Consider the following 20,173-nt stretch of genomic DNA (forward strand, 5'->3'; position numbering starts at 1 on the left):
CGATAATCGCCCCCGGACCCCCGTATTAATGAACGAATGAAACAGAAATAGAATCAAGAGGGCCAGACGCGACGACCCGGTGGACGAAACGTGGATCAAGGCCCGGCATACGGTTCACCCCGACTAAAACAGCTCGATATCGTCTTCGCCCGAGTCGGCTCCGCCTTCCCCGCCCAGGGCCGCCAGATGGGCGTTGCGTTCGCTGGCCATGGTGTAGAGGCTGACCAGATCCTCGAACTCCGCAGCCAACTGGGAGAGGTCACCCTCCAGGTATTCCCCGAGTCCGACACCGATGATGCCCAGTAGGTCCTGGAACTGTTTGAGCAGTTTTTCCACCTGATCGCCCACCTGATGGTGGAAGGTCAGATCGGCCTGCAACAGCTCCACCTGACCGGCAATCTGGCGGGTCTCCTGCAGAATCTCCTTCATGATGCGCACCAGGTCGGCGTTGTTGATGTCGAGCTGTTGCGTGGTGAGGGGGGCGCGGCGCAGCAGGCTGCTGGTGCGCATCAGGCGCGGGGTGACCTTTTCGGCGAAGACGGCGGAGAACTCCTGCAACTGGTTGTTGGCTTCGTCGAATTCGGGCAGTTTTTCCGCACATTGGGTTTGCAGGTTGCGGGCCAGGGTGATGATGCGGTTGTTGACCGTCGACAACCGGGGCAGGCCTTCGGTGGAGAGGGAGGAGGAGAGCTTTTCCAGACGGTGTCCGGTCATGACCAGCATGTCCATGGCCCGTTTGGCCTGGAACAGGGCATTCTCCGACTGGGTCAGGGCGCGCAGGATGTCCGTGGGCAGGGTCTCTTCGAAAATGCCCAGCCGCACCAGGGCTCCCAATTGGTAACTCACGTCGGTGATGTCGTGATGGAACTGCATGCTGGTTTGCCAGGCTTCCACCACATCGTCGGTCTGCCGGGCGCTGGTTTGGGCGATGCTGTCCAGGTGGCCGCGAATGGACTCCACGGCGGTGACCAGACTGTCGCGGGATTCCATCAGTTGACGCATGACGATGCGGGCCGCCACGATGGCCCAACGCACCGCCTTTTTCTTGCCGCTGCCGCCTTCCAGCTTTTCGTCGATCTTCTCCACCGCCGTGAGGGCGTGGTGGATGCGCTGGGAGGTGATGTCGTCCATCTGCATGTCCTGCACCATGGCGAAGACCGCACGGTTGACATCGTCGGAATGGCTCTCCATCTTGACGCAGACCCCGTCCACCTGGCGAACCAGACGGGACATGTTCTTCAAGGTCTCGGTGACGCTCTCCTGAATGGCCACGGTGGTATGCTGGCTGGCATCGAGTTCCACCCGGATGCGACGGGTGAGATGGTGCATCTGGTCACCGGCGGTCTGGGTGGAGGAGACCACTTCATCGAGCAGGGGGCGCACCTGCAGCACCAGGTTGTCGATCATGGCGCACAGGGTCTGCCGCTCCACCTTGCGACCCCCGCCGATGCGGAGTTGTTCCACCAGGGGGGGCAGAAAGGTCTCCTTTTGCAATTGCTGGCTCCAGTTCAAAATGTTGCCCAGCCGCTGCAGAAAGGCTTCGTGATAGGCCATCATGGAGGTGGTGGCGGCGAAGACGCCTTCGATCTCCTTCTGGATTTTGCGAAAATCGGTTTTGAAGGTGGTCAAGCCCAGTTCGCCACCGGTGGCGATGCGCTCCTTGATGGAGGTGGCGCGGCTGGCGCTGGTGGCAAAACCGCCGCTGAAGGTTCCCATCTGGTTGCCCACGTTGAGAAAACCTTCATGGCCGACCACCGGCAGGTGATGCAACCCCTCGACGATGGCGGCTAGACGGCGGGTGGGTTCTTCGAAAGCGGTCATTTCTTCCACGTTATGGCTCCTTGGGGAAGCGGGCAGCGGGGTCCGCGAGTCTTAATTGAAAAAAGAACGGATTCAGCCGGACTTGGCGAACGGTTCCGGTTTCCGTATAACGTAGCAGTGTAGGGCATGAATCCTCAATGGCTGGACGTAAAACGGGTGAAAGGAAACGGGTTTCATGGACGATAAGATGGACGAACAGATGGTCGAGGCCGCGGAACACCTGCAACAGATGATCGATCGGCTGGAGCGGCTTGAAGAGGAGAGGGCGGCGCTGGGGCAGCATGTCCGGGATACGCTGGCCGAGGCCAAAAGCGCGGGATTCAATTCCAAGGTGATCCGGCAGATTCTGCGCATCCGCAAGATGGACAAACATCAGGTGGACGAGGAGGAGCAGTTGTTGCATCTGTACAAGCAGGCGCTGGGCATGGCATGACCGGCTCCCCACCGGACGGCATGCACAACTTCTTCATCACGGTGCTGCCGGGTCTGGAGGAGGTGTTGGAGGGAGAGCTGCGGCTGCTGGGCGTCAAGGCGTTGCGTCGTTCCCGGGCCGGGGTGCATTGTCAGGGGCCGGCCCGGCTGGGGGTGGAGGCCTGCCTGTGGCTGCGCACGGCCAGCCGGGTGCTGGTCCGTCTGGCCAAGGGGCCGGGAGGTACGGCGGAGGCGCTCTACGAAACGGCCCGTTCCATCCCCTGGGAAGAGCATTTTTCCGCCGACAAACGTTTTTCCGTGGCCTTCGAGGGGCGCACCGAAGCGGTACGCAACTCCCATTTCGGGGCGTTGAAGGTCAAGGATGCCCTGGTGGATCGGTTTACCGCGCGTCAGGGGCGCCGACCCTCGGTGGAAACCCTGGATCCGGATGTGCGTATACAGGTGCATCTGCGCGGCGAGGAGGCCCTTTTTTACCTCGATCTGGCGGGGGAGGCGCTGCATCGTCGCGGTTATCGGGATGCCCAGGTCCTGGCGCCGCTGGGGGCCAATCTGGCGGCGGGGATGCTGATGTTGGCGGGGTGGCCGGAGCTGGCCCGTCAGGGGGCGGCCTTCTGCGATCCCATGTGCGGTTCGGGAACGCTGGTTCTGGAGGCGGCCTTGCTGGCGGCGGGGCGTTCTCCGTCGGGTTTGCGCAAACGCTTCGGCTTCCAACACTGGGCGGGCATGGACAAATCGGTCTGGCAGGAGGCCATGCGGGAGCAGCAGGAGCGGGACAAGGAGGCGGACGAGAGCCGGATTGCCGAACCGTTATGGGGCTTCGACCGGGAGAAGGGCGCGGTGGAAAGCGCACGTTTGGCCGGGCAGCGCCTGGGTTTCGCGCAACGGGTGCGCTTCGCCAGTGGGGAGATCGAGTCCCTCGGGGAACGGTTCCCGACCGGGGAACAGGGACTGCTGGCCTGCAATCCCCCTTACGGGGTGCGTCTGGAGGCGGGTCAGGATCTGCGTCCCCTCTACCGTCAGTTGGGACGGTTGGTGGAGCATCGCGGAGAGGGGTGGCGGGTGGCGGTACTCTCCTCCGAGGAGAAGTGGCTCAAGGCCATGGAGGTGCGTCTGGAGGGGCAGCATGCCCTGTCCAACGGAGGGGTGGCCTGCCTGTTGGGGGTTGGGGTCGGCGTGGGCAGGGCTCGGGCTCCCTGGCAGGATCCCAAGCCCCGTTCCGAAAGTTCGGGAGGGGCGACCGCCAAAAGCGTCTCCGCCGGTGGCGAGATGTTTGCAAACCGGCTGCGCAAGAACAAAAAACACCTGGAACGCTGGTTGCGCCGGGAGGAGATCTCCTGCTACCGCCTCTACGACGCCGATATGCCGGAATACAATCTGGCGCTGGATTGCTATGGCGACTGGGCCCACGTGCAGGAGTACCAGGCACCCTGGAGCGTCGATGCGGACAAGGCCAAGGCCCGCTTCGAGGAGGCTTGCGCCCAGCTCAACCGGGTTCTGGAGTTGCCGCCGGGACATCTGGTGACCAAGGTCCGTTTTCGCCAGCAGGATGGGGCCGGTTACGAACGTTTGGGCCGACAGGGACCCCGGCTGGAGGTGAAAGAGGACGGACTGACCTTCTACGTCAATCTGACGGACCATGTCGATACCGGTCTGTTCCTGGATGGTCGGCTGGTACGCCGGCTGATACGTAACAGGGCTTCCGGCATGCGCTTTCTCAACCTGTTCGGCTATACCGGTACGGCCACGGTTCACGCCGCTGCAGGGGGGGCCGTTTCCAGCGTTACCGTGGACCGCTCCCGCACCTATCTGGAGTGGGCTCAGGACAACCTGCTTCGCAACGGCTTCAACGACAGCCGGCATCGGCTGGAGCGGGCCGACTGTCTGGAATGGCTTGAGGGGAATCAGGAGTCTTTCGATCTGATCTTTGTGGATCCCCCCACCTTTTCCAACTCCAGCATGACGGAACAGGACTTCGATCTGCAACGGGATCATCCCCTGTTGTTGGAGCGATGCGTGGCCCGGCTGAATCCGGGCGGGTGTCTGCTCTTTTCCCTGCATCGACAGAAGTTTGCCCCGAATTGGACCGACGCCGCCTGGGGAGCCCGGATGCGGGAGTGTACCAGCGCCCTGTTGCCGCCGGATTTCTCCAGACCGGGCTACGCCTGGCGCTGTTGGCGACTGGATGGCTGAAGTCCGACGGGGAATGCCAATTCTGGATTGCATTGCCTTTTCGAATCGGGCATAATTCGCGATTGTCCGGGTAGAGGACGCCAAACCGGAAATATTATATCTTTGCAGGGAGGTGGTTCCGTGGGGGAAAAAGCCAAATTTCGACTGGTGACCCGTAGCGACTTCGATGGTCTGGTCTGCGCGGCCCTTCTCAAGGAATTGGATTTGATCGACGAAATCCAGTTTGTCCATCCCAAGGATATGCAGGATGGCAAGATCACCATCACCGGGCGCGATATCACCACCAACCTTCCCTATGTGGAGGGGGTGTATATGGCCTTCGACCATCACGCCAGCGAAATGATGCGGCGTGGCGAAGCCAAACCCGAAAACCATATCATCCTTCCGGAGGCTCCCTCCGCAGCGCGAGTGGTCTTCGAGTACTACGGTGGCGCCAAGGCCTTCACCGGAGTCCCCAACGAGATCATGATCGCGGTTGACAAAGGCGACGCGGCTCAGTTTTCCCGGGATGACATCCTGGATCCCCAGGGGTGGGATCTGATGAACTTCCTGATGGACGCCCGCACCGGTTTGGGGCGTTTCCGCAACTTCCGCATCTCCAACTACCAGTTGATGATGGATCTGATCGACCACTGCCGCACCACGCCCATTGAGGAAATCCTCAAGATGCCGGACGTGAAGGAGCGGGTCGATCTCTATCAGGAACACGCGGGTCTGTTCCGCGAGCAGTTGCTGCGCTGCTCCAAGCAGTACGGCAATCTGGTGGTGCTGGATCTCCGGGATGAAGAGACCATCTATGTGGGCAACCGCTTCATGATCTACGCCCTCTATCCCGACACCAACATCTCCATCCATGTGCTGTGGGGCTTCAAGAAGCAGAACACCGTCTTTGCCATCGGCAAGTCGATCATCAACCGCTCCTCCAAGACTCACGTCGGCGAGCTTTGCCTCTCCTACAACGGTGGTGGTCACGAGAATGCCGGTACCTGTCAGATCGAAAACGAATTGGCCGAATCCGTCCTGCAGGAGTTGATTGCCAAGATCAACGCCGACGGTTGAGCTGATTCGAGGGGATTTCAGGGCGTGTTGACATTTGCCGGATTCGGGTTCCTGGCAAGGCGCAAGTCGGTGAGGAAGCGGAGTGTAGTCCCCCTGCATGGGCATTCCGAACCGGGTCGCAACGCCGCCAGGGGCCGAAAGATGGCGAATGTCAACACGTCCTAAGGAGCCTGCCATCTGTTGCGGTGGCAGGCTCTTTCTGTTTGAGGGAGTCGGTGCGGAACATGTCCCATGTGCTTTCCTATGTCGTGCCCACCAAGGATCATCCCGACGATCTGCTCAAGATGCTGTCCAGTCTGACCAATCAGACCCGATTGCCGGATCAGGTGGTGGTAGTGGATGGCAGCGAACCACCGGTGCATTGGATCTGCGAACAGTTCACCGAACTGCCGCTGACCTACGTTCGGGAGTTTCCGCCCTCGTTGGCCCGGCAGCGCAATGCCGGCATGGCGGCGGTTCGGGCCGATGCCACGCTGGCCGGTTATCTGGACGACGACCTGGTGCTGGAACCCGAGGCCACGGAAAAGTTGCTGGCCTTTTTCGAAGCAGCCCCTGCCGAGGTGGGCGGGGCGGCGATGACCATCATCAATCAGGGGCAGGTCGGTCGCGCCGGGCTGTTGCGTTTCTTCGGCATGTACGGAGACCCGCCGGGTCGGGTTCTGCCCAGCGGTTTCCCGGTGTGGATCCCCTTTACCGAGGTGACGCTGCAAACCGAGTGGCTCTATGGCGGGGCCACCATCTGGCGTCGGGAGGTGATCCGGGAGTTCAGCTACGATGAGTGGTATATCGGCTACGGCTTTCTGGAGGATCTCGACTACTCCTACCGGGTCAGCCGGAAATACCGACTCTATGTGCTGGGGGATTCCCGTACCTGGCATTTCAGTCAGTTGCCCCATCCCAGCCGGCAATTTGCCCTGGGGCGTCAGCAGGTGGTCAACCGACTCTATTTCGTGCGCAAGATGGGGGGGTTTTCCCGCCTGGCGGTCGCCTGGGCCTTGCTGGGGCAGATGACGATGAACCTGCTGGCGGGGCTGGTCAATCCCAAAGCCAAAGGGTACATGCGGTTTCTGGGTAATCTGGCCGGACTTGGTGCGGTGGCCATGGGTCGCAAGTCCTCTTTCGGCGGGCACTGGAAGAAGTGAACGGAACCCGGGGCGGCATCGCCTTCTTCTTGCCCTCCCTGGTCGGGGGCGGGGCCGAAAGGGTTTTTGTGGATCTGGCCAACCATTTCAGCTCGCAGGGGCTGCCGGTGGCCATGATCTGCGCCCGCTTGCAGGGGGAACTTCTGCCACGGCTGCATCCCGAGGTGCGCCGCATCGACCTGGGGGTGCCCCGGATCCTGAGCAGTTTGTTGCCGCTCTGGTTCACGCTGCGTCGCCACCGTTTCGAGGTGGTCTTTTCCGCCATGACCCACGCCAACGTGGTGTTGCTGCTGGCCGGTCGCCTTTTGGCAGGCAGCGATGGGCGGGTGGTGGTTCAGGAGGTGGCGCGTTTCAACGAGGGACGCAACCTGCGACTGGCCCGGCAGGAGAGGCTGGTTTGCTGGCTGGCGGAACGTCTCTACCATCGGGCCGACGCGGTTCTGGCCATCTCCGATCTGATTGTGGACGAGTTGCAGGCCGGACGTGCCAAACCCCTGAAGAATGTGGTAGTGTTGCCCAATCCGGTTGATCTGGAACGCATCCGGCGGTTGGGTCAAGAGCCGCCGCACCATCCCTGGCTGGGGGACGGCGACTCTCTGCCGGTGATCATGGGCATGGGGCGGTTGGCGCCGGAGAAGGATTTCGCCACGCTGATCCGGGCCTTTGCCCGCCTTCAGGATTCCGTGCCCTCCCGCCTGATCCTGGTGGGAGAGGGGGCCGGACGGGTCGAGTTGCAGCGTCTGGTGCAGAGCCTGGGGCTTGCCGACCGGGTGGCGATGCCCGGTTTTCTGGATAATCCCTACGGCGATCTGGCCCGGTGCCGTCTGTTCGTACTCTCTTCCGTCGCCGAAGGCTTCTCCCTGGCGTTGGCGGAGGCTCTGGCCCTGGGACGCCCGGTGGTGGTCACAGCCTGCGGTGAGCCTCCCCTCGATATGGTGGGCCGGGGTCGATACGGAGCCGTGGTGCCCGTCGGGGATGTGGAGGCCATGGCGCGGGCCATGGCGGAGAGCCTCTCCCGGAAGTGGCAGTCGACGGAGCTTTCGGCGCGTGTGGAACGATACGGGATTGACCCGGTGGCCCGACAGTACCGGAAGATTCTTTGGGGGGATTGACGCCGCTCCGGCGGCGAGCCGATGGGGACGGACGAGTGGAAACCATACTGGTGGTGGGGGGCGGGGGCTATATCGGCTCCCACATGTGCAAGCTGCTGCGGCAATCCGGCTACCATCCCGTGACTCTGGATAACTTCTCGACCGGGTACCGCGAGGCAGTGCGTTTCGGGGAGTTGGTGCAAGGGGATGTCCAGGACCGCGCCCTTCTGGACGGGCTCTTTTCCCGCTACCGCATTGCCGGGGTCATGCACTTCGCCGCCTTCATTCAGGTGGGGGAGTCGGTGACCCAGCCGGGCCGCTACTACCGCAACAACGTCAACGGCGCCTTGACCCTGCTTGAGGCCATGCGGGATCACGGGGTCAAACACCTGATCTTCTCCTCCACGGCGGCGGTTTACGGTGCGCCACGGGAGGTTCCCATCGGGGAACACCATCCCCTGGAGCCCATCAATCCTTATGGCTGGACCAAACGCATGGTGGAGCAGATGCTGGCCGATTTCTCCGCAGCCCATGGCATGACGGGGATCGCCCTGCGCTACTTCAATGCGGCGGGAGCCGATCCGGAAGGCGAGTTGGGCGAGTGCCACCTGCCGGAAAGCCATCTGATTCCCTTGGTGTTGCAGGTGGCCTCGGGGCGACGCTCCGAGGTGACGGTCTTCGGACGGGACTACCCGACGCCGGACGGCACCTGCATCCGGGATTACGTCCATATTCTCGACCTGTGTCAGGCCCATCTGCTGGCGTTGCGCAAGCTGCAGGAGGGTCATCCGGGAGGGGCCTTCAATCTGGGGAACGGGCGGGGTTACTCCGTGGAAGAGGTGTTGCAGGCGGCCCGCCGGGTGACCGGGCAGGCCATTCCGGTGCGGGAAGGGGAGCGCCGCGCCGGCGATGCCCCGATTCTGGTGGCGGACGCCCGCCTGGCGGAGCAAACCTTGCAGTGGCGTCCCCGATGGCCTCAACTGGAAACCATGGTCGAACAGGCCTGGGCCTGGGAACGGAAGTGTTTGAAGGCAGGTGGTCCATGGCTGTCGTGAAGGTGGTTCACCTTATCACCGGGCTGCAGGGGGGAGGGGCGGAGACCATGCTGGCCCGTTTGCTGGGGCGCATGGACCGGACCGGCTTTCAGAACACCGTCATCTCCCTGCTGGGCGAGGGGGTCATCGGCAAGCGGTTGCTCGACGACGGTATTCCCGTTCACCACCTGAGCGGTTCCCAGGGGGGAGGCAAGGCCTCGTGGGTCTTCAAACTGGCCGGCTTGCTGCGGGCTTTGCGTCCGGATCTGATTCAAACCTGGATGTACCATGCCGATCTGTTCGGCAGTTTGGGCAGCCGGGTTCTGCCCGACGTGCCCCTGATCTGGGGTATCCACAATTCCAATCTCGATCCGGCTTCCAGCCGCTTGTCCACCCGGTTGATCGTCAAGGGGCTGGCCCGACTCTCCGGCTGGATACCCGATCGCATCGTCAGTTGTTCCGAAGTGGCCCGCGATCTTCATGTGGCCTTGGGTTACCCGCAAGAGAAGATGGTGGTGATCCCCAATGGTTTCGATGTGGGAGCCTTCGCCCCGGATCCCCAAGCCCGGTTGAGTCTGCGCCAGGAGCTGGGTCTGTCGGGGGATGCCCTGCTCATCGGGCGGATCGGCCGGGCCCATCCCCAGAAGGACAACGCCAATTTCCTCAAGGCTGCCCTGCTGGTGGTCCGGCGCTATCCCCAGGTCCATTTTCTGCTCTGTGGCGACGGGCTGACCCGGACCAATCCGGAGGTTGGGGGGCTGGTCTCCCTGCACGGGCTGGAAAACCGCTGTCACCTGCTGGGACGCCGTGAAGATCTGCCACGGGTCAACGCCGCTCTGGACATCGCCTGCTCCTCCTCCGCTTTTGGCGAAGCCTTCCCCCTGGTTCTGGGCGAGGCCATGGCCTGCGGGGTGCCGTGCGTCACCACCGACGTGGGGGATTCCGCCGCTCTGGTTCGGGAGACGGGGCTGGTGGTGCCGCCGCGCGACGAGGTGAAGCTGTCCGAGGCCCTGATCAGCCTGATCGAACAGGGGCCCGAAGGACGCGCCAAGCTGGGTTGGGAGGCGCGGGAGCGCATCAAGAGCCATTACAGCCTGCCGGTGGTGGTCTCCCGCTATGAAAAACTCTACCGGGAACGGGTTGGTGGCTGAGGTGCTTTTCCCGGTTGGGGAGTGGGTTGAATGTGCGGAATAGCCGGATTCTGGGATGCGCGGGCCGCCGAAGGCGAGGAGGAGCTGCTGCGACGCATACGGGAGATGAACGCCTCGATTGCCCACCGGGGGCCGGACGGCGAGGGGGTGCATGTCGATGCGAAGGCCGGACTGGCACTGGGGCATCGTCGCCTGGCCATCATCGATTTGAGCCCCAATGGTCGTCAGCCCATGTTCTCGGCCAGTGGCCTCACGGTGGTGGTGTTCAATGGAGAGATCTACAATTTCGCCGGGTTGAGAGGGCAACTGGAGCGGGAGGGCTGCACCTTCCGGGGCCATTCCGATACCGAAGTGCTGGTGGAGGCGTGCGAGCGCTGGGGGGTGGAATCGACCCTGCCCCGTCTGGTCGGCATGTTCGCCTTTGCGCTGTGGGACGGAACCCGGCAACGGCTGATCCTGGCAAGGGATCGTCTGGGCAAGAAACCGCTCTATTATCATCAAAACGGCTCGCTGTTGCTCTTCGCCTCCCAGGTCAAGGCGTTGCGGTGTCATCCGGCCTTTCGTCCCCGATTGGATGCCGTGGCCCTGCACCATTTTCTGCGGCTCTCCTATGTTCCGGCATCAGGCTGCATCTATCAGGGGGTACGGCAACTGCCGCCGGGCCATTGGGCCGAAATCGACCGGGACGGTGCCTTGCGATTGGGGCGGTACTGGGATCCGTGGCAGGTGGTGCGAGAGGGACAAAGCGGAAGGCAGAGGGCCGAGGAGGACTCCGCTTCCGACCTTGACCGGCTGGAAGCCTTGTTGCAGGAGGCGGTGAGCGACCGCATGGTGACGGACGTGCCGCTGGGGGCCTTTCTCTCCGGGGGCATCGACTCCTCCCTGGTGACGGCGTTGATGCAGCGTCACAGCAGCCAGAGGGTGCGCACCTTCTCCATCGGTTTTCAGGAGGGGCGATACGACGAGGCCGATGCGGCCCGTGCCGTGGCCCGGCATCTGGGTACGGACCATACCGAACTGTATGTCGACGCCCGGCAGGCCATGGAGATCATTCCGCAACTACCGGCTTTCTACGACGAACCCTTCGCCGATTCCAGCCAGGTTCCCACCCTGCTGCTTTCGAAACTGACCCGTGAGCATGTCACCGTGGCGTTGTCCGGGGATGGCGGGGACGAGCTTTTCGGCGGGTACAACCGCCATGTTCTGGCCGCCCGGCTGGAGAGACTGTTCCGTCAGGTTCCGCCTGTGCTGCGTCACCTTGCGGCGGGGATCCTGCGGGGGCTGTCGCCGGGGATCTGGGATGGATTGGGGCGCTTGATCCCGCCGGGCAAACGGCCCCGGTTGCTGGGGGACAAATTGCACAAACTGGGGGATATTCTGGCCCTTCCGGATCAGGCGGCCATCTATCCCCGACTGGTTGCGGCCTGGCCCTGGGATCGTCCCCTGGTGAAGGGGGTTGACTGCCGGCGGGAGACCTGGCCTCCCGGAGGGTTGCCGGATCCCCCCGAGGGGTTGCGTTTTTCGGAGATCATGCAGTTATACGATCTGGTCACCTATCTGCCGGAGGATATCCTGGTCAAGGTGGACCGGGCCTCCATGGCGGTTGGTTTGGAGACCCGCGCCCCCTTCCTGGATCATCGGGTGGTGGCCTGGTCCTGGCAGCTCCCCATGAGCCGGAAGGTGGTCGAGGGCCAGGGCAAGTGGCTCCTGCGCCAGGTATTGTACCGTCATGTTCCCCCGACGTTGGTGAATCGCCCCAAAATGGGCTTCGCCCTGCCGGTCGACGGTTGGTTGCGGGGGCCGTTGCGCGGCTGGTGCGAGGATCTGATGCGGGATCTGGACGGAGAATTGGCCGGTCTGCTGGAGGGGGAGCCCTGGCGGGAGCGGTTTCGTGAACATGTTGCGGGGGTGAGGAACTGGCAGATCTCCTTGTGGAATCTGTTCATGTTTCTCTCCTGGAGGCGTTACTGGAAGGTCTGAGGATTGCTACGGCAGCGACGGATGCGGTGGTGGGATGGAGTTCTTTTCCAGCCAGTTTTATTTACAGATATTGACCGAAGGAGCGAACGTCCTGTTCGCTTCAATGATAACTATATATGTTATCAACAAAACCCGCTGTGAGCCGGAAGTCTCTTTTCTGCTGTTTTTTCATCTGTTCGCTGTTTTTCTCTTCAATCACGTCATGTTCGATCCGGGCTACATGGGGGACCAGGTTCACTATTTTGACCGGGCGTTTCGTTATCGCAACGGATTGAGTGATCTCTCGGAAGGCCGGTTTGACAAGGAAGGGTTTGCCTCCCGGCTTTATGCATTTTTCCCGATTCCCTTTATCGAAACGATCTATTCGGTCTGTTTGATCAATTATCTGCTTTTCGTTGGTTTGTTCATGCTGCTGCGCCGCAACAATTTTCTGTTCGCCCTGGACAAGTGGGTCTATCTGCTTTACCCCAGCCTTCTACTGTACAGCTCCCTGGCCCTGCGTGACTGGATGGTGACATTTTGCATGGTGGTCCTGGGTTTGTGTGTGTTCCAAAGACGTTATCTGTTCATGGCACTTTTCCTGTGGCTGTTATTGACCCTGAAGACGCAGAATTTTCTGATATTTCTGGCGGCCTACGCCGGGTATGCCCTGTTTTCCAATCGGGTCTCCTTCGGGATGCGTCTCGCCCTGCTGGGTGCGACGGGAGCGGTTATCGGCGCGTTCCGGGAGTGGTTTTCCCTCGATCGGCTCAATTTGTACCGCAAGGCCATGTACTGGGAGGATTTTCGCAACTACGACAATTATGAAGGCATCGAAGGATATGGCGATCTGCTGTGGAAAACCCTGACCTCCATACCCTACATGCTGCTCAAACCCTTGCCGTGGGAGGCGGGATCCGCCTTTCAACTGGTGCAGTCCCTGGAAAATCTGGGCCTTTTCCTGCTGGTCTGTTACGCTGCCTGGAATACCCGCAAATGTCGGCTGCCGGGGAATCCGGTGCTTTTCGTGAACCTCTATTTTTTCATCGGCATGGCCGTCAACGGGTTGGTGGTCAGCAACTTCGGCACGGCGGTGCGTTACAAGTTTCCCTTTGTAGTCTTCTATCTGGTATTCTCCCTCGGGTTGTGGCGTCAGTGGAAACAGGGGCGGGAAGATAGCGGGTTGTTGGTGGAAAAACCGGATTGGCGGCAGGACGATGGGCCTGTCGCCAGCGTCGAGAAGGAGCGATCATGAAGGTGCTGGTTACCGGCTCCGCCGGATTCATTGGGTCAACGGTGTCGCGTCGGCTTTTGGAGCGCGGCGACCAGGTGATCGGGGTGGACAATCTCAACGACTACTACGATGTCTCCCTCAAGAAAGCCCGTCTGGCCCGGCTGACGGCCCATCCGGGCTATGCGGACATCCGCCTGGACGTGGCCGATCGGGACGGTATGGCCGATCTCTTTGCGCAGGCCCAACCCGAGCGGGTGATCCATCTCGCCGCCCAGGCGGGGGTGCGCTACTCCCTGACCAATCCCCACAGCTACGTGGACAGCAATCTGGTGGGTTTCGTCAACATACTGGAGGGGTGTCGCCACCAGAAGATCGAACATCTGGTTTACGCCTCCAGCAGTTCGGTCTACGGGGCCAATACCGGGATGCCCTTCTCGGTGCATCACAACGTCGACCATCCCCTGAGCCTCTACGCCGCCTCCAAAAAAGCCAATGAGCTGATGGCCCATACCTACAGCCATCTCTACGGCCTGCCGACCACGGGGTTGCGCTTCTTCACGGTTTACGGCCCGTGGGGACGGCCCGACATGGCCCTTTTCCTCTTCACCCGGAATATCCTGGCCGATCAGCCGATCGAAGTCTTCAACCACGGCAATCATCGCCGGGACTTCACCTACATCGACGATATCGTCGAAGGGGTGATCCGGGTACTCGACAAGGTGGCTGCGCCCAATGAGCAGTGGAGCGGGCTGGAACCCGATTCCGCCACCAGCCTGGCGCCTTACCGGTTGTACAATATCGGCAACGGCAATCCCGTGCCGCTGATGCGTTACATCCAAGTCCTGGAAGAGAATCTGGGGCGCAAGGCGCGTATCAACTTCCTGCCTTTGCAGCAGGGGGATGTGCCGGATACCGCCGCCGACGTGGTGGATCTGGAGCGGGAGGTGGGTTATCGGCCCCAGGTTCGGGTGGAAGAGGGCGTGGCCCGCTTCGTGGCGTGGTACCGGGACTATTTCAAGGTGTGATGAGCGCGCCCTCCATCCTTTTTCTGGTCACCGAAGACTGGTATTTCTGCTCGCACCGCCTGCCCATGGCTCGGGCGGCGCTGCAGGCGGGCTACCGGGTCATGGTGGCGACACGGGTCAACCGGCACGCCTCCTGTATCGAGGGGGAGGGCTTCGAGCTGCTGCCCATCGGCATGAAGCGGCGGGGGGGCGGCTTGCTGGGAGAGGTGCGTTCCATCATCGAGCTGGTTGGCCTCTACCGTCGCCATCGTCCCGATCTGGTGCATCATGTGGCCATGAAGCCGGTGGTCTACGGAACCCTGGCGGCCCGGTTGGCCGGGGTGGGAGCAGTGGTCAACGCCCTGGCGGGATTGGGCTATCTGTTCACCTCCTCCCGCACCCATGCGCGACTGTTGAAACGGCTGGTGCAGTTCTGTCTGAGCCTGCTGTTGCGCCACCCCTCGGTACGTATCGTGGTGCAGAACCCGGACGACCGTCGCATGCTCTCCGAAGCGACGGGTATTGCCGAAGAGGAGATGATCATCATCCCCGGTTCCGGAGTCGATACCACGCGGTTTTCCTGCCGGGCGGAGCCGCCGGAAGGGGAGTTGCTCATCAGCATGGTCTCGCGCATGCTGAAGGACAAGGGTGTCTTCGAACTGGTGGAAGCCGTTCGCCGTCTGCGACAGCGGAAACCCCACGGTTGGCGTCTGGTCTTGGCGGGTACCCCCGATCACGAGAACCCGTCGTCCATTCCCGAAGAGACTTTGCGCAACTGGGGGCGCGAAGGCCTTCTCGAATGGCTCGGTGAGGTTAAGGACGTGCCGGGTTTGTTGCAAAAGACCAGCATTGCTGTTCTGCCCTCCCATCGGGAGGGGTTGCCGATGTCGCTGCTGGAGGCGGCCAGCGCCTGTTGTTGCCTGGTGGCCACGGATGTGCCCGGTTGTCGGGAGGTGGTTCAACACGAAAAGACGGGGTTGCTGACCCCCCTGGGGGATGCCACGGCCCTGGCCGGGGCGTTGGAGCGGCTTCTGGAGAACCGGCGGGAACGCATTCTTTTCGGAAAAACCGCCCGGGAACGGGTGATGGGGCTCTACTCCAAAGAGGTGGTGGTGGAGCGGTTGCTGGCTCTCTACCGGGAGCGGCTTTCCAGGGTTGTTTCATGAAACGGGTATTGGTGACGGGGGCTCGGGGCTTCATCGGCCAACATCTGGTCGGGGAGCTGCAGCGGCGCGGGCTGGAGACCCGGATTCTGCTGCGTCCCGGAAAAGAGCGGGGGCCGGAGGCCTTTGCCTGGGATCTGGACGGAGAGGGCGGCTTTCCGCAACAGGCGCTGCAGGGTGTGGATACCGTCTTCCACCTGGCCGGCAGGGCCCACGCCGTCTCCGAGCAGCCGGGAAGCGGCGAGGAGCTCTACCGGCGCACCAATCTGCTGGCCACGGAGCGTCTGCTGGCCGAATCGGTGGCGGCGGGTGTGGAACGTTTCTGTCTCTTCTCCAGCGTCAAGGCCATGGGGGAGGGTGGCGCCGAGCCGCTCGACGAAACCGCCCCGTGTCACCCGGAGACACCCTACGGCCGCTCCAAACGGGAGGCGGAAGAGCGGGTGCTGGCCGAGGCGCGTCTGCCCCACACGGTGGTATTGCGCCTGTGCATGGTGTACGGGCCGGGAGCCAAGGGCAATCTGACCCGCATGGCCGCCGCCATCGCGCGTGGACGATTTCTGCCGCTGCCGCCGGTTCCCAATCGACGCTCCATGGTGCATGTCGAGGATGTGGTTCAGGCGGCCCTGCTGTCGGTTGCTCGACCGGAGGCAGGTGGCAAGATCTTCATCGTGACCGACGGTGAGTACTATTCCACGGCGGAGATCACCTCCTGGATGTACGAGTCGCTGGGCAAGACCCTGCCCCCGATACACCTGCCGTTGAGCGTGCTGCGGGCTCTGGCTCGGGTGGGGGATGGCATCGGCGCCTTGCGGGGGCGACGCTTTCTGTTCGACTCTTCTGCGCTGGAGAAGTTGTTGGGTTCGGCGGCCTACAGCAACCGGGCTCTGAAGGAGCAACTGGGTTTCACCCCGAAATGGGGTTTGAAAGAGACCATTCCGGGACTAATCGCGGAGGTGCAATCGTCATGACGGGGCTTGCGGCCATCGTTGCGGGTTTCCTGATCGCCTGGTTCGTCACCGGGCGCTTGTGTGATCCCCGAAGCCGATTCCATCTGCTGGATCGTCCCAACGAACGTTCCCTGCACGTGCGTCCCACTCCGCGTTCGGGTGGCCTGGGCATCCTGGCCGGTCTGCTGGCGGGATGCGGCTGGCTGATGTGGCGCGAGGGCATGCCGGAGGGTTTCGTCGCCGTGTCCCTGGGCTTGCTGGTGGCTGCCCTGATCTCGATGTGGGACGATTTCGGCCATCTTCCGGCCCGGGTGCGTCTTGCGGCCCATCTGTTCGCGGCGCTGTCGCTCCTCTCCGGTGGGTTGTGGATGCCTTCCCTGGAGGTTCCCGGCTTTGCCGAGCCTTTCCGCTGGGGCTACTGGGGATGGCCGCTCTGCCTGGTCTATGTCATCTGGATGATGAACCTGTACAATTTCATGGACGGCATGGACGGTTTCGCCGGCGGTATGGCCGCCTGGGGCTTCGCCTTTCTGGGACTCTTCGCCTGGAACGCCGATCACCCTTTCTACGCCTCCATGGCCTGGGTCGTCACCGCCGCCTCGCTGGGTTTTTTGTGGTTCAATTTTCCCCCGGCCAAAATCTTCATGGGGGATGTGGGGGCGGTGCCCTTGGGTTATCTGAAGGCGGCGTTTGCCCTGTGGGGGGTTCGGGAGGGGATTTTTCCCTTCTGGGTGCCGGTTCTGCTCTTCTCTCCGTTCATCGTCGATGCTACTGTAACGTTGATGCGTCGTGCATCGCGGGGGGAGAAGGTCTGGGAGGCCCATCGCAGCCACTTTTACCAGCGGCTGGTGCAGTTGGGTTGGGGGCATCGCCGCACGGTTCTGGCGGAGTATGGTTTAATGGTCCTGGCGGGGATTTCGGCTCTTTTCCAGGCCAGACTGCCCGCCGGTGGCGTGCAGGGGCTTGCCGTCTGGTCCTGGTGTCTGGTCTACGCCGGGCTGGCCTACCAGGTGTCGCGCCTGGAAAGATCCCGGGAGAGTCTGCGCCTCTAACGGCGGCAGAGCCTGTCGCGGTTCCGATGGATGTCATGAGGTTCCGGTTTTCCGGGCTGGATGATTGATTATGATGATCACCTTTCTGCAATCCCTGCCCAGGCGAAGCAAACAAGCCGTTCTTGTCGGCGTGGACGTGGGATTTCTGTTCCTCTCCCTGTGGGGCAGCATGGCTCTGCGCCACGACCAGTGGTGGCCCGCCGAGTTTGCCGCCAACCTCGAAATCGTTCCTCTGGCCATTATCCTCTCTCTGCCGATCTTCATTCGTTTCGGCCTCTACCGCGCGGTCATCCGCTATCTGGGTTTCCATGCGGTATTCAGTATTCTGAAAGCGGTGTGGTTGAGTGTTCTGCTGACGGCCCTGGTGGCTTCCTTCCCACAGGGCAAGGAGGCGTTACCCCCGGCTTTCTGGATTCTGGACGGCATGCTGTTGGGATTCTGCATCGGCTCCAGCCGGGGACTGGCCCGTTTTTTGTTGCATCGCCGTGGTCTGGGCGTCCGGGGGGTGGAGCAGGTGGCCATCTACGGGGCGGGTTCGGCGGGGGTGCAGCTTGCCATCGCTCTGAAGCACAGTGTCGAGTTCCAGCCTCTGGTCTTCGTGGACGACAAGGAGGAGCTGCAGGGCCGTGAGATTCTCGGTTTGCGGGTCTTCGCCCCGAAGGAGATCCCCGTTCTGATCGATCGCTTCGGCATCTCCCGCATCCTTCTGGCCCTGCCATCGGTGAGTCGCTCCCGCCGGCAGGAGATTTTTGCCATGCTGGAGAAATTTTCGGCCCAGGTCATGGTGATGCCGGGATTGCCCGAATTGGCCAGCGGGCGAAAACGCATCGACGAGGTGCGGGATATCGAAATCGTCGACCTGCTGGGGCGGGAGCCCATTCCCCCCATCATGGAGCTGGTCGAAGCCTGCATCCGGGGCAAGTCGGTGATGGTCAGCGGGGCCGGTGGCTCCATCGGTTCGGAGTTGTGTCGTCAGATCATTCAATACGGTCCAACCCGCCTGGTTCTGGTGGAGCGGACCGAGTTCGCCCTCTACTCCATCGAGATGGAGCTTCGTCAGCAGTTGAACCTGATGCAAAGCCCCATCGAGCTGGTGCCCATTCTGGGCTCCACCCAGCATCGCCATCGCATGCAGTCGGTTATCCAAACGTTCGGAGTGCAGACGGTTTACCATGCGGCGGCTTACAAGCATGTGCCCATCGTGGAACGCAATCCCATCGAAGGGGTGCAGAACAACATCTTCGGCACCTACTTTCTGGCGGAAGCGGCCATCACCGCCGGGGTGGAGACCTTCGTGCTGATTTCCACCGACAAGGCGGTGCGTCCCACCAACGTCATGGGGGCTACCAAGCGTTTTGCCGAGATCGTCTTGCAGGCCCTGGCGCGGGAGCAGTCGCAGACCCGCTTCATCATGGTGCGTTTCGGCAATGTGCTGGCCTCGTCGGGCTCGGTTGTGCCGTTGTTCGGCGAGCAGATTCGTCGGGGTGGTCCGGTCACCGTGACCCATCCCGAGGTGGTGCGCTATTTCATGACCATCCCGGAAGCGGCCCAACTGGTCATTCAGGCGGGCGCCATGGGCAGTGGCGGAGATGTCTTCGTGCTGGATATGGGAGAGCCGGTCAAGATCCTGGATCTGGCCAAGCGCATGATTCAGCTGACCGGGTTTTCCCTGCGGGATGAACTCAACCCCGATGGCGATATCGCCATCGCGTTTACCGGTCTTCGGGAAGGGGAAAAGCTTTACGAGGAGTTGCTGATTGGCGACAATCCCCGCTCGACGCGCCATCCCATGATCATTCAGGCGGAGGAGGAGTCCCTCGATTGGGTCAGGGTTCAGCATTATCTGGAGGAGTTCAACCGCTGTTCGAAGGACTTCGACTATTTGGGCATCAGAGAGTTGCTGGTGGAAGCGGTTCGAGGTTATCAACCCAGCGGAGGGATCAAGGACTGGGTTTGGATACGCAAGTCGCGGTGAATGATAAGGTCAAGGTGAGTCGCTCATGAATGATATTTCTCCTCGGGATTATGCCCAGTCGGGTGGTTCCGAACGGGTGTTGCGGTCGAATGTTCTCTCACCGGGGGGGGCGTCCGGGTCGGTTCATCCGGAGCCGTTCACCCTGATGACGCTGCTCACCCGTATACTGAGGCATCCGTGGGTTCTGCTTTTTTGTGTGGTGGCGGCGACTGCGACCTCGGTCGCGTTGGCTTTGAATTCACCACGCTATTTTCGCGCCGAGGTACTGGTGACCCAGAGCCGGTCGGAGGGGAGCGGCGGAGGGCAGAGCGCCAACGCCAATCTTCTGGGAACGATCAGTACGGTATTGGGAGGTTCGTTGTTTCAGTCGTCGAATCTTGGTTTTTTGACGGAGTACATGAAATCGAGAACCTTCCTGAAGGCGTTCATCCAAGCCTACAATATCAAGCAATTCCTGTTTTTGGATAAATGGGATATCGCCCAACAGCGTTGGAAGGAGGGCGAAGAACCGACCCTGGAAGATGCTTACGTCCTCTTCAAGTCGTTGTTGACCGTGGTGCCCAACCCCGGCTCGGGCATCATCTCGGTGCGTATCGAATGGACCGATCGCGAGCGGGCGGCGGAGTGGGCCAATATCCTGATTCGCTACATCAACGAAAGTTTCAAGAAATCGGCCATCGAAGAGTCCGAGGAGAAGCGCAGCTTTCTGGATCAGGAGCTTGGCAAGACCAGCTATGTGGAGGTGCGCCACGCCCTGGCGGGTCTTTACGAAACGGAAGTGAAGAATGCCATGATGGCACGGGTGCAGAACGACTACGTTTTCAAGGTGGTCGATTTCGCCGAAGTACCCAAAGCTACCGATCCGGTGCGTCCGGAACGCAGGAAGATCGTGATGGCCGGTTTTCTGATCGGCCTCTTT

Annotated in this window: 16 protein-coding genes; 15 read left to right on the forward strand and 1 reads right to left on the reverse strand. The window is 61.7% G+C overall.

Annotation, left to right across the window (positions count from 1 at the left end; translation table 11 throughout):
- Window positions 1-123 precede the first annotated feature (123 nt).
- Window positions 124-1,830 (reverse strand): hypothetical protein, encoded by a 1,707-nt coding sequence (locus HQL56_09275; GenBank protein ID MBF0309705.1) that lies wholly within the window; start codon window positions 1,828-1,830, stop codon window positions 124-126.
- 166 nt (window positions 1,831-1,996) lie between these two features.
- Here HQL56_09275 and HQL56_09280 point away from each other — a divergent pair, with 166 nt between their 5' ends.
- The 15 genes from HQL56_09280 to HQL56_09350 all read left to right on the forward strand — a co-directional run.
- Window positions 1,997-2,254, forward strand: a complete 258-nt coding sequence (locus tag HQL56_09280; protein ID MBF0309706.1) for a DUF2312 domain-containing protein — start codon at window positions 1,997-1,999, stop codon at window positions 2,252-2,254.
- Complete coding sequence (gene rlmKL / locus HQL56_09285) at window positions 2,251-4,443, forward strand: bifunctional 23S rRNA (guanine(2069)-N(7))-methyltransferase RlmK/23S rRNA (guanine(2445)-N(2))-methyltransferase RlmL (GenBank protein ID MBF0309707.1); 2,193 nt, start codon at window positions 2,251-2,253, stop codon at window positions 4,441-4,443. Before HQL56_09280 ends, rlmKL begins: the two co-directional genes overlap by 4 nt.
- Before the next feature lie 120 nt (window positions 4,444-4,563).
- On the forward strand, window positions 4,564-5,502 hold the full coding sequence (locus HQL56_09290; protein MBF0309708.1) for an exopolyphosphatase: 939 nt from the start codon (window positions 4,564-4,566) through the stop codon (window positions 5,500-5,502).
- A 224-nt stretch (window positions 5,503-5,726) separates the two neighbouring features.
- Window positions 5,727-6,644 (forward strand): glycosyltransferase family 2 protein, encoded by a 918-nt coding sequence (locus tag HQL56_09295; protein ID MBF0309709.1) that lies wholly within the window; start codon window positions 5,727-5,729, stop codon window positions 6,642-6,644.
- A complete protein-coding gene (locus tag HQL56_09300; protein MBF0309710.1) occupies window positions 6,641-7,756 on the forward strand; it encodes a glycosyltransferase in 1,116 nt (371 codons plus the stop codon). Before HQL56_09295 ends, HQL56_09300 begins: the two co-directional genes overlap by 4 nt.
- Before the next feature lie 35 nt (window positions 7,757-7,791).
- A complete protein-coding gene (gene galE / locus HQL56_09305; GenBank protein MBF0309711.1) occupies window positions 7,792-8,790 on the forward strand; it encodes a UDP-glucose 4-epimerase GalE in 999 nt (332 codons plus the stop codon).
- Window positions 8,778-9,920: a glycosyltransferase gene (locus tag HQL56_09310; GenBank protein MBF0309712.1), complete on the forward strand. Its 1,143-nt coding sequence runs from the start codon at window positions 8,778-8,780 to the stop codon at window positions 9,918-9,920. Before galE ends, HQL56_09310 begins: the two co-directional genes overlap by 13 nt.
- Before the next feature lie 30 nt (window positions 9,921-9,950).
- Window positions 9,951-11,900, forward strand: coding sequence for an asparagine synthase (glutamine-hydrolyzing) (asnB, locus tag HQL56_09315; protein MBF0309713.1), 1,950 nt, complete (start codon window positions 9,951-9,953; stop codon window positions 11,898-11,900).
- 103 nt (window positions 11,901-12,003) lie between these two features.
- The gene (locus HQL56_09320) at window positions 12,004-13,134 is read left to right on the forward strand and encodes a hypothetical protein (protein ID MBF0309714.1); all 1,131 of its coding nucleotides are present in this window, start codon (window positions 12,004-12,006) and stop codon (window positions 13,132-13,134) included.
- On the forward strand, window positions 13,131-14,138 hold the full coding sequence (locus HQL56_09325; GenBank protein ID MBF0309715.1) for an NAD-dependent epimerase: 1,008 nt from the start codon (window positions 13,131-13,133) through the stop codon (window positions 14,136-14,138). The genes HQL56_09320 and HQL56_09325 overlap by 4 nt, the downstream gene beginning before the upstream one ends.
- A complete protein-coding gene (locus HQL56_09330) occupies window positions 14,138-15,283 on the forward strand; it encodes a glycosyltransferase family 4 protein (GenBank protein ID MBF0309716.1) in 1,146 nt (381 codons plus the stop codon). Before HQL56_09325 ends, HQL56_09330 begins: the two co-directional genes overlap by 1 nt.
- Window positions 15,280-16,248 (forward strand): NAD-dependent epimerase/dehydratase family protein, encoded by a 969-nt coding sequence (locus tag HQL56_09335; protein ID MBF0309717.1) that lies wholly within the window; start codon window positions 15,280-15,282, stop codon window positions 16,246-16,248. Before HQL56_09330 ends, HQL56_09335 begins: the two co-directional genes overlap by 4 nt.
- On the forward strand, window positions 16,245-17,279 hold the full coding sequence (locus tag HQL56_09340) for a glycosyltransferase family 4 protein (GenBank protein MBF0309718.1): 1,035 nt from the start codon (window positions 16,245-16,247) through the stop codon (window positions 17,277-17,279). Before HQL56_09335 ends, HQL56_09340 begins: the two co-directional genes overlap by 4 nt.
- Window positions 17,280-17,352: 73 nt before the next feature.
- Window positions 17,353-19,254 carry a polysaccharide biosynthesis protein gene (locus tag HQL56_09345; GenBank protein ID MBF0309719.1) on the forward strand — a complete coding sequence of 634 codons (1,902 nt, stop codon included), beginning with the start codon at window positions 17,353-17,355 and terminating at the stop codon, window positions 19,252-19,254.
- A 25-nt stretch (window positions 19,255-19,279) separates the two neighbouring features.
- Window positions 19,280-20,173, forward strand: an 894-nt coding sequence (locus HQL56_09350; GenBank protein ID MBF0309720.1) for a hypothetical protein, incomplete at its 3' end; no start/stop codon positions are given.

The sequence above is a fragment of the Magnetococcales bacterium genome (assembly GCA_015231925.1).
Lineage (GTDB): Bacteria > Pseudomonadota > Magnetococcia > Magnetococcales > JADGAQ01 > JADGAQ01.